9 protein-coding genes are annotated in these 10,156 nt (G+C 58.5%); 2 read left to right on the top strand and 7 right to left on the bottom strand.

The genetic code is table 11. The features are described from left to right. From RTY00_RS11990 to thpR, 7 genes are all read right to left on the bottom strand, one after another. Positions 1 to 245 (bottom strand): 3-methyl-2-oxobutanoate hydroxymethyltransferase (locus RTY00_RS11990; RefSeq protein ID WP_312664594.1); only part of this gene is annotated, 245 nt, incomplete at its 3' end. Between the two features lie 42 nt (positions 246 to 287). Continuing rightward, a complete protein-coding gene (folK, locus tag RTY00_RS11985) occupies positions 288 to 773 on the bottom strand; it encodes a 2-amino-4-hydroxy-6-hydroxymethyldihydropteridine diphosphokinase (RefSeq protein WP_312664593.1) in 486 nt (161 codons plus the stop codon). Beyond that, positions 770 to 2,182 (bottom strand): polynucleotide adenylyltransferase PcnB, encoded by a 1,413-nt coding sequence (pcnB, locus tag RTY00_RS11980; protein ID WP_217646662.1) that lies wholly within the window; start codon positions 2,180 to 2,182, stop codon positions 770 to 772. The genes folK and pcnB overlap by 4 nt, the downstream gene beginning before the upstream one ends. Before the next feature lie 38 nt (positions 2,183 to 2,220). Beyond that, positions 2,221 to 3,150, bottom strand: a complete 930-nt coding sequence (gene gluQRS, locus RTY00_RS11975) for a tRNA glutamyl-Q(34) synthetase GluQRS (RefSeq protein ID WP_312664592.1) — start codon at positions 3,148 to 3,150, stop codon at positions 2,221 to 2,223. A 70-nt stretch (positions 3,151 to 3,220) separates the two neighbouring features. Beyond that, on the bottom strand, positions 3,221 to 3,676 hold the full coding sequence (dksA, locus tag RTY00_RS11970) for an RNA polymerase-binding protein DksA (RefSeq protein WP_007888770.1): 456 nt from the start codon (positions 3,674 to 3,676) through the stop codon (positions 3,221 to 3,223). Between the two features lie 247 nt (positions 3,677 to 3,923). Next, positions 3,924 to 4,628 carry a DNA/RNA nuclease SfsA gene (gene sfsA / locus RTY00_RS11965; protein ID WP_312664591.1) on the bottom strand — a complete coding sequence of 235 codons (705 nt, stop codon included), beginning with the start codon at positions 4,626 to 4,628 and terminating at the stop codon, positions 3,924 to 3,926. After that, on the bottom strand, positions 4,629 to 5,168 hold the full coding sequence (thpR, locus tag RTY00_RS11960; RefSeq protein ID WP_312664595.1) for an RNA 2',3'-cyclic phosphodiesterase: 540 nt from the start codon (positions 5,166 to 5,168) through the stop codon (positions 4,629 to 4,631). It lies immediately after the preceding gene. A 36-nt stretch (positions 5,169 to 5,204) separates the two neighbouring features. Here thpR and hrpB point away from each other — a divergent pair, with 36 nt between their 5' ends. Together hrpB and mrcB are read left to right on the top strand one after the other, a co-directional pair. Next, the gene (hrpB, locus tag RTY00_RS11955) at positions 5,205 to 7,679 is read left to right on the top strand and encodes an ATP-dependent helicase HrpB (RefSeq protein WP_312664590.1); all 2,475 of its coding nucleotides are present in this window, start codon (positions 5,205 to 5,207) and stop codon (positions 7,677 to 7,679) included. Positions 7,680 to 7,777: 98 nt separating this feature from the next. Next, a partial coding sequence (gene mrcB / locus RTY00_RS11950; protein WP_312664589.1) for a bifunctional glycosyl transferase/transpeptidase occupies positions 7,778 to 10,156 on the top strand: 2,379 nt, incomplete at its 3' end.

Here is a 10,156-nt window from a genome sequence, read left to right as displayed (position 1 = left end):
ATCAGCAGCGCCAGAGGCGCGCCACGACGCACGGCGGCGGTGTGATAGGCGATATCGTCCACGGTGACCGGCAAAGTCGATTCGTGGCCTTGCACGGTCATGCCGAGCGAATCACCAATCAGCATCACCTGAATGCCTTCATCGGCAAACAGGCGGGCAAAACTGAAGTCGTACGCCGTCAGCGTGGCAAATTTGCGGCCGCTGGTTTTGAGTTGGCGTAAATGGGAGAGGGTTGTTGGTTTCATCACACGCTCCAGAGTTTTCTGATGCGCGCAGTGTACTACGGCTTACTCAGACCACAAACGGATAGCGCTGCGATCCAGCGTGGCGAGAATGGCAGACAGACTTTGCCCGTTCGGCAGCAACAATTGCGGGGCAATTTCCAGCAGCGGCACCAGCATAAAGGCGCGATTGTGCATGTCGTAATGCGGCACGGTCAGACGCGGCGTGTGAATGGTTTCGCTGCCAAACAGCATGATATCGAGATCCAGCGTGCGCGGTCCCCAGCGTTCGGCTTTGCGCACGCGACCGTGCTCCAGCTCAATGCGCTGGGTATGATCGAGCAGCGCGTCGGCTTCAAGCGTAGTTTCCAGCTCCACCACCGCATTAAGGTAATCGGGCTGATCCGGCGGACCGTACGGCGGTGTGCGATACAGCGATGAAGTGGCGATGCGCGAAGTGTGCGGAATGGCGTCTAGCGCGGCCAACGCTGCATCAACCTGATGCAGCGGATCGGCCAGATTACTGCCTAAAGCGAGGTAAACGCGGGTCATTGCGGGCTGTTAGTGCGAGGCCCGGTTGGACGGCGACGCGGACGGCGCGGTTTACGGCGCGGTGCCGGATCGTCGCCCAGCGTGGTCATCATGGTTTTCTGCTGCACCGGTGCCGCCGCCTGGAACTCGCCCCACCAATGCGTCAGCTTTTGCAGCTCAGGATTGTTTTCCACGTCGGCACGCAGCGCCATCAAATCGTAAGCGGCACGGAACTTAGGATGCTCCATCAGCTTCCACGCACGCTTGCCGTGACGGCGCGACATGCGCAGCTGCAGCTGCCAGATATCACGAATCAGCGTAGTGATACGCTTCGGAATCGCCAACGCGCGGCAGGCTTCGTCCAGGGTTTCGTTCATCGACAAGGCGAAAGCATCGTAATAGGTCAGTCCGCTTTCCTGCGCAATGCGTTCGGCGGATTCCAGCTGCGGATACCAGAACATCGCGGCAAACAGGAAGGCCGGATTGACGCGCATATCATTCTGAATTCGGGTGTCAGTATTTTTCAGTACCTGCGCCACCATACGTTCCATCAGGCTGTCGCTTTCGGCGGTGAAACCGCGCGTCAGCGTAGGGAACAGCGGCTGGAACAGCTGATATTCGCGCATCATCTGATAGGTGCGGTAACCGTAACCGGCCTGCAGCAGCTTGAGCGACTCTTCAAACATACGCGCTGGAGGAATGTCATTCAGCAGCGTCGCCAGACGCGGGATCGGCTCGGCAGTTTCTGCCGCGATACGCATCTGCAACTTGGCGGCAAAGCGCACCACGCGCAGCATACGCACCGGATCTTCGCGATAGCGGGTTTCCGGGTCGCCAATCATGCGAATGATGCCTTCGTGCAGATCGTGCAAGCCACCGACGTAATCGCGTACGGTGAAATCGGCCACGCTGTAATAGAGGCTGTTGATGGTGAGATCGCGGCGCTGGGCATCGTCTTCAATGCTGCCGAAAATGTTGTCACGCAGCAGCATGCCGTTTTGGCCGCGCTGCGAGCTGTTGCGATCTTCTTCGCTCTCTTCATGATGATGGCCACGGAAGGTGGCGACTTCGATCACTTCAGGACCGAACATCACATGCGCCAGACGAAAACGACGACCGACCAAACGGCAGTTGCGGAACAGCTTACGCATCTGTTCAGGTGTGGCGTTGGTGGTGATATCAAAGTCTTTCGGCTTACTGCCGAGTAACAAATCGCGCACGCCGCCGCCCACCAGGTAGGCTTCGAATCCGGCTTTGTTCAGGCGATAGAGCACTTTGAGGGCGTTTTCGCTGATATCTTTGCGTGAGATGTTGTGGCTTTCTCGTGGAATGACAGTCATCTGACCAGGACTTTCAGCTTCCACCTCTTCAGGCGCCTCCTCATCACGCTTGAGGACTCTCCGGCAAAAATTAGCGACTCGGGTAAAAATGGGACACCTCGACAGTGAGAAAAAGGGTGTTAATAAAATCAGCGGCTAATCATAGCCTGTTGAGAACCATTTAGGAATGGTGATGTCGTTTCATCCTCTTTAAGACCGTTCTGCAACGGAATCAGACGGATATTCCACTGCGCCACCGCCTGTTTCAACAGGCTTTCCAGCGATTCATCCTGCCAGCCTGGCGAAACCGGCTGACCAAGAAAGCGCAACGCTTGCACCAACAGCGGCCGCGCATCGCCATCGGGCAGCGCGGGCGCATGATTCTGCTTGGAAAGCTTATTGCCATCGCGATTAACCGCCAGCGGTAAATGCAGGTAATCCGGCACCGGCCAGGTAAACTGCTGATACAGCGCAATCTGGCGCACCGTTGGCTCAATCAAATCCGCGCCGCGCACGATTTCCGTCACGCCCTGAAAATGGTCATCGACTACCACCGCGAGGTTGTAGGCAAACAGCCCATCACGGCGATGGATAATAAAATCTTCCTGCGCCAGCTGCGGTTCGGCCTGCAAATGGCCGCGCAGGCGATCGTCAAAGCCGTTGACCGGCGCATGCTGACGCAGGCGCAGCGCGGCGTTATCCGGCGGCAGCTGTAAATCGCGACAGTGACCATCATAAAAGCCGCCCAGCTGCTGGATGCGGCTGCGCGTGCAGGTGCAGAAGTAACTTTGACGATGCGTTTGCAGCCAGCTCAGCGCGGCGCGATAGGCGTCGTGGCGCTGTGACTGCCACAAAACCTCGCCATCCCAATGCAGACCATAATGTTCCAGCTGCTGCAAAATACGCGTTGCGGCACCGGGAACTTCACGTGGGGGATCGATATCTTCAATGCGCACCAGCCAGCGTCCCTGTTGCGCGCGCGCGCTCAGGTAACTGCCTAATGCAGCAATCAGCGAACCAAAATGGAGGTCACCCGAAGGAGAGGGAGCGAAACGCCCAATGCAGAGTGAAGAATTCATAACGAAGTGTACCGCACGTCGGGAAAACAGGGATTTTCCCGGCTGTGCGGTAGCAATTTGCTCACGGCCATTAGCCAGCCATCTGCTTCTCGCGGATTTCTGCCAGCGTTTTGCAGTCAATGCAGAGATCGGCAGTCGGGCGCGCTTCGAGGCGGCGAATACCAATTTCTACACCGCAGGAGTCGCAGTAACCGAAATCGTCGTCATCCACTTTCTTGAGCGTTTTCTCAATCTTTTTAATGAGTTTGCGCTCACGATCGCGGTTACGCAATTCCAGGCTGAACTCTTCTTCCTGCGCGGCACGGTCGACCGGATCCGGGAAGTTAGCAGCTTCGTCCTGCATATGTGACACAGTGCGATCTACTTCATCCCGAAGTTGGTTGCGCCAGGCTTCCAGAATTTTACGGAAATGGCCTAGCTGGGCGTCGTTCATATACTCTTCGCCCGGTTTCACCTGATAAGGCTCAACTCCAGCGATGGCGAGGATACTCAGGGACGATGTTTTACGGTTTTGCCCTTCTTGCATGTTGTTTCTCCTGGATAACACGCACTTCCCTAAATACGTCAAGTTGCATGTGCGTTGACTGTGTGCCTACAACCCGAACGATTTAGGGCTTATCGATTCCCATAAAGGGAAAAAAACAGGCCGCTATAAATAGCAGAAGCAATCAAGGTTGGCAATTATTCCTGACCACTACTTGACAAGCCTCTGAACAATCGCGTATTCAGCGCCTCGCCCAGAACATTCCTATCACACCAAATTGCTATAAATATTACAACGCTACGTTAATCGGATGCGTCAGTAATATCTTTAACGGTGAAATGTGAGCTTGATACGCCAAAACTTCCACACCACAACGCTGCGCCTGTTCCAGTAGTTCTGCGTAGTGCACGTCGATATGGCGTGCCGGGGAAACGTCCTCAATCCCCGTATGCAAAACTGCGAACAACAAAACGGCTCGATGACCTTCTGCCACGATAGTGCTCAATTCGCGCAGATGTTTCTGTCCACGAGCCGTCACCGCATCCGGAAAATAGCCTTTACCTTGCTGTAAAAGGGTGACGGACTTGACTTCAATATAGCAGTTCGATCGGCCATCCGCTTGCAGCAGGAAGTCAATTCGGCTTTTTTCCGTGCCGTATTTCACTTCAGGCTGGCAGCGGCTGTAAGCGGATAATTCCGGAATGGTATCGAGCGTCAGCGCCTCGCGCACCAGCTGATTGGCGCGCAGCGTATTGACGCAGATCCAGTGGCCTTGTTGGGTCTCGGTGAGTTCCCAGCTGTGCGGATATTTTCGCGTGGCACTGTTGGACGTCGAGTACCACACGGTATCGCCCGGCGTGGCACAGCCGGTCATCGCGCCGGTATTGGCGCAGTGAATGGTCAGCGTTTCACCTTCTGGCGTAACCACATCGGCTAAAAAGCGTTTGTAACGGGCGATCAAGCGGGCGGGTTTGAGTGGCGGATCGAACTCCATTTACTCTCCTGTGGATGATAGTAGCGGCCAGCGGGCCAGCGCCTGATAACGCGTGCGGCCGCGCGTGACGCTCGAAGCGAACAGCGCAAAATGACGGATATCGGCGCGCCAGTGAAAGCCGCGCGGCGGGAGCGCGATCTGCGGTGCCGCGTGACGTAACAGCGTGACGTGCGGATGAAACGGCTGTGGGCTCTGCGCGCAGCCATGACGCGCCGCTTGCGCACGCAGCAGGCTGGCGAGCTGCAGTAATCCGCGCGGCGCACGCTGGCAGCCGAGCCACACCACGCCGGGACGCGGCCAGTGACCGGCGTCATCCAAATCAAGGGAAAAACCGGGCTGTTCGATGCGTGAGGCCAGCAGCTGCAGCTTACGTGAGGTCTCATCGCTGACCTCGCCGAGAAACGCCAGCGTCAGATGCAGGTTGGCCGCCGCCACCGGTTTCCCGGCTTCTGCAGCAAAATTATCCGCGCGCCACTGTACCAGCTGTTGCTGGAGCGGAGCGGGCAGTTCAAGAGCAAAAAACAGACGTTGCGTTGCCAGGTTGGCCTCCGGTAATCCGCGCCTCAGAGTGCTACAATGCGCGCCATCTTAGCACAGGCATTTTGGGAGTTGAGTTTGAGTGAGTTACCGGTAAGCGAGGTGCTGCCTACGTTGCTGGCCGCGCTGACGCAGTCGCCGCAGGTGTTGCTGGCGGCGCCGACCGGCGCAGGTAAATCGACCTGGCTGCCGTTACAGCTGCTAAAACACGCCCAATTGCCCGGCCGCATCATCATGCTGGAGCCGCGTCGGCTGGCGGCGCGCAACGTGGCGCAGCGCCTGGCGGAACTGCTTGGCGAGCAGCCGGGCGGCATCGTTGGCTATCGCATGCGCGGTGAAAACTGCTGCGGTGCCAACACGCGCCTCGAAGTGGTCACCGAAGGCATTTTGACGCGCATGCTACAGCGCGATCCGATGCTGGAAGGCGTCTCGCTGGTGATCCTCGATGAATTCCACGAACGTAGCCTGCAGGCCGACCTCGCGCTGGCGCTGCTGCTCGATGTGCAGCAAGGATTGCGCGACGATCTAAAAATCCTGCTGATGTCGGCCACGCTCGACAATCAACGTTTGCGTCAGCTGCTGCCGGATGCGCCTTTTATCGTCTCGGAAGGCCGCAGCTTCCCGGTCACGCGTCGCTATGCTTCGCTCAATAGCCAGCAACGTTTTGAGGAAGCGGTGGCGCGCGAAGTGGCGCAGCTGCTGCGCGACGAGTCAGGATCGCTGCTGCTGTTCCTGCCGGGCGTGGCGGAGATCGAACGGGTGAAGCGCGAACTGGAAACGCGGGTTGGTGACGAGGTGGATCTCTCTCCTTTATATGGCGCGCTGTCGCTGGAGGCGCAACGCCGCGCCATTCTGCCGTCTCCGGCGGGTCGGCGCAAAGTGGTGCTGGCGACCAACATCGCCGAAACCAGCTTGACCATCGAAGGCATCCGCTTAGTGGTCGATAGCGCGCTGGAGCGCTCGGCGCAGTTTGACGTGCGCAGCGGCGTGACGCGGCTGCAAACGCAGCGCATCAGCCAGGCATCAATGACCCAGCGCGCCGGTCGTGCCGGACGATTAGAACCGGGCATCTGTCTGCATTTGCTGCCGCAAGAGCAGGCGCTGCGCGCGGCAGCGCAGAGCGAACCGGAAATTCTCCAGAGCGATTTGACCTCGCTGCAGATCGATCTGCTGCAATGGGGTTGCCAGGATGCTTTGCAGCTTACCTGGCTTGATGCGCCGCCGCCGCGCAACTTGCGTGCAGCGTGCGAGCGGTTAACTCAGCTAGGCGCGCTGGAGAATCACCAGCTCAACGCGCGCGGTCGAAAAATGGCCGCGCTGGGCAGCGATCCGCGCCTGAGCGCGATTCTGGTGGCCGCCGGGCAAAACAACGATGCCATCGCCAGCGCTGCGCTGCTGGTAGCGATTCTGGAAGATCCTCCACGCAGTGGCAGCGTTGATCTGCGTGATGCGCTCAATCATCCGCAGTCGCACTGGCAGCGCCGTGCGCGTCAGTGGCAGAAACGCCTCAACGCCAGCGGCGGCACCATTAACCCCGAGCTGTTCCCGCAGCTGCTGGCTGCCGGTTTTGCCGATCGATTGGCGCAGCGTCGTGGCGACAGCGCGCGTTATCAACTGGCGAACGGCATTGGCGCGATGCTCAACGAGCAGGATGGTTTGAGCCGCTATGAATGGCTGATTGCGCCGACGCTATTGCAGGGCGCCAGCGCCGCCGATGCGCGCATGCTGCTGGCGCTGCCGGTGGATATCGACGCGCTACGACGCGCGTGTCCAACCTTAGTTGAGCAGAGCACCGACGTGGAGTGGGACGAGGAGAAAGGCACCTTGCGCGCGTGGAAACGCGAACTCATCGGTGCGCTGGTCCTGAAAGCGCAGCCGCAGGCGCGTCCGGAAGCCGAAATATTGCATCCGGCGATGCTGCGGTGGATCCGCGAAAAAGGATTGTCGGTGCTGGGCTGGAAAGAAGACGCTGAGCAGCTACGCTTGCGGGTGCAATGTGCCACGCAGTGGTTGCCGGAAGAGGCGTGGCCGCCGCTCGACGATGAGAGCCTGCTCGAAACGCTCGAAAGCTGGCTGCTGCCGGAGATGAGCACGGTGCGCGATCTGAAAGGTTTGCAGAGCATCAATCTTGTCAGCGCATTATTACATTTGCTGACATGGTCACAACGTCAGCGGCTGGATACTGTGCTGCCAACTCATTACACTGTGCCGACCGGAAGCCGCCTGCCGATCCGCTACGATGCCGAGAAGCCACCCGCGCTGGCGGTGCGGATTCAGGAGATGTTTGGCGAAGCACAGAATCCGGCGGTGGCCGATGGCCGCGTACCGCTGGTGTTAGAGCTGCTTTCGCCCGCGCACCGTCCGTTGCAGATCACCCGCGATCTCGCGGCGTTCTGGCGCGGTGCCTATCCCGAAGTGCAGAAAGAGATGAAAGGGCGCTATCCAAAGCATCCGTGGCCGGACGATCCGGCCAACGCCTTACCCACAAGGCGGACCAAGAAATTTTCATCGTGAAACGCTGTGGATCGAATTCAGAGGGTTCTGCCATGCGCAGCACGAGAAAGCAGTTAGAGTAACGGCCGCCGCCGTAGTAATGCCTGGAGAATAAAAGCATGTCTGGGAACGATCGCGAACCTATTGGGCGCAAAGGAAAAGCGCCAAAGCCGCCGCGCAGCACTGCGCGTCGGGGTCGCCGCAGGGAACTTGATGATGATATCGATCAGGACGATTTTGATGAAGAAGATGAGGAGAGTGGACCGGTGCCACCAAAAAGTAAAAAACGTCCGCCACGCGGCAAACGTCGCTGGTTAGGCTGGTTGATTAAACTCTTCCTGGTCTTTGTGGTAGTGATGGCCGCCTGGGGCGTCTATCTCGACTCGGAAATCCGTAGCCGCATCGACGGTAAAGTGTGGCAACTGCCGGCCGCTGTTTATGGCCGCATGGTAAGCCTTGAACCGGGCATGCCGTACGACAAAAAAGAGATGATTGCGCTGCTGGAAGGCACGCAGTATCGCGAAGTGTCGCGCATCACCCGTCCGGGCGAGTTTAGCGTCAAAGGCAACACCATTGACCTGCTGCGTCGTCCGTTTGATTTCCCGGACAGCAAAGAAGGGCAGATCAACGCGCGCCTGACGTTTAGCAACGATGAGCTGAGCGAGATTAAAAACCTCGATACCGGCCGCGACTTTGGCTTCTTCCGCCTCGATCCGCGCCTGATCACCATGTTGCAGTCGCCGAACGGTGAACAGCGTCTGTTCGTGCCGCGCGCCGGTTTCCCGGATCTGCTGGTTAGTACCTTGATCGCCACCGAGGACCGCCACTTCTACGAGCACGACGGCATTAGCCCGTATTCGATTGGTCGTGCGTTCCTCGCCAACATCACCGCCGGTAAAGCGGTGCAGGGCGGCAGTACGCTGACGCAGCAGCTGGTGAAAAACCTGTTCCTCACCAACGAGCGTTCGCTGTGGCGTAAAGCGCGTGAAGCCTACATGGCGGTGATCATGGATGCGCGCTACAGCAAAGACCGCATCCTCGAGCTGTATTTGAACGAGGTGTATCTCGGCCAGACCGGTAACGATCAGATCCGCGGCTTCCCGCTGGCGAGTCTGTATTACTTTGGTCGTCCGGTGGATGAGCTGAGCCTCGATCAGCAGGCGATGCTGGTTGGCATGGTGAAAGGCGCGTCGCTGTACAATCCGTGGCGCAACCCGAAATTGGCGCTGGAGCGACGTAATCTGGTGCTGCGTTTGTTGCAGCAGCAGAACGTCATCGATCAGGAACTGTATGACATGCTGTCGGCGCGTCCGCTGGGCGTGCAGCCAAAAGGCGGCGTGATCACGCCACAGCCGGCGTTTATGCAGATGGTGCGTAACGAGCTGCAGGCTAAGCTCGGCGACAAGATGAAAGATCTCTCTGGCGTGAAGATTTTCACCACGCTGGATGCGATCTCGCAGGATGCCGCAGAGAAAGCGGTGGTGGAGGGCATTCCAACGCTGAAAAAACAGCGTGGCCTGAAAGATCTGGAAACTGCGATGGTGGTGGTTGACCGCTTCAGCGGTGAAGTGCGCGCCATGGTTGGCGGTGCCGATCCGCAGTTTGCCGGTTACAACCGCGCATTGCAGGCGCGTCGTTCGATTGGCTCGCTGGCAAAACCGGCGACCTATCTCACCGCGCTGAGCCAGCCGAACAGCTATCGCCTCAACAGCTGGATCGCCGATGAGCCGATTGCGCTGAAACAGCCGAACGGCACCATCTGGAAACCGATGAATGACGATCGTCGTTTCAGCGGCAAAGTGATGCTGGTGGATGCGCTGACCAACTCAATGAACGTGCCAACCGTCAACCTCGGTATGACGCTGGGACTGGATGCGGTGGTCGATACCTGGAACAAACTCGGTGTGCCGAAAGATCAGCTGCATCCGGTGCCATCCATGCTGCTGGGCGCACTGAACCTGACGCCGATTGAAGTGGCGCAGGCGTTCCAGTCGATTGCCAGCGGCGGTAACCGCGCTGAGCTGTCGGCGGTGCGTTCAGTGATTGCGGAAGATGGCACGGTGCTGTATCAGAGCTATCCGCAGGCGCAGCGTGTTGAACCGGCACAGGCCGCGTATCTCACGCTCTACACTATGCAGCAGGTCGCCGATCACGGTACCGCGCGTGCGCTGGGTGCGCGTTATCCGAAAGCGCATCTGGCGGGCAAAACAGGTACCACCAATGACCTGATCGATAGCTGGTTCGCCGGTGTTGATGGCAAAGAAGTGGCGATTACCTGGGTTGGTCGTGATAACAACCAAACCTCGAAGCTGTACGGTGCCAGCGGTGCGATGCAGCTTTATCGTCGCTATCTCGACAACCAGGCGCCGATGCCGCTGGTGCTGACGCCGCCGGAAGATATCACGCAGATGAACGTCGATTCTGCCGGTAACTTCGTTTGTGGTAGCGGCAGCAGCACATGGCGTTCGCTGCCGGTGTGGTCGCTGGATCCGAATGCG

It is taken from the genome of Pantoea sp. CTOTU49201 (genome assembly GCF_032054795.1).
In the GTDB taxonomy this organism is placed as follows: Bacteria; Pseudomonadota; Gammaproteobacteria; order Enterobacterales; family Enterobacteriaceae; genus Pantoea; species Pantoea symbiotica.
This window is presented reverse-complemented; position numbering and strand designations above follow the sequence as displayed.

What these genes read in the sequence shown, in the direction of transcription:
- folK (WP_312664593.1), bottom strand. Translation starts at nt 773, where the DNA reads ATGACCCGCGTTTACCTCGCTTTAGGCAGTAATCTGGCCGATCCGCTG.
- gluQRS (WP_312664592.1), bottom strand. Translation starts at nt 3,150, where the DNA reads ATGAATTCTTCACTCTGCATTGGGCGTTTCGCTCCCTCTCCTTCGGGT.
- dksA (WP_007888770.1), bottom strand. Translation starts at nt 3,676, where the DNA reads ATGCAAGAAGGGCAAAACCGTAAAACATCGTCCCTGAGTATCCTCGCC.
- sfsA (WP_312664591.1), bottom strand. Translation starts at nt 4,628, where the DNA reads ATGGAGTTCGATCCGCCACTCAAACCCGCCCGCTTGATCGCCCGTTAC.
- hrpB (WP_312664590.1), top strand. Translation starts at nt 5,205, where the DNA reads ATGCGCGCCATCTTAGCACAGGCATTTTGGGAGTTGAGTTTGAGTGAG.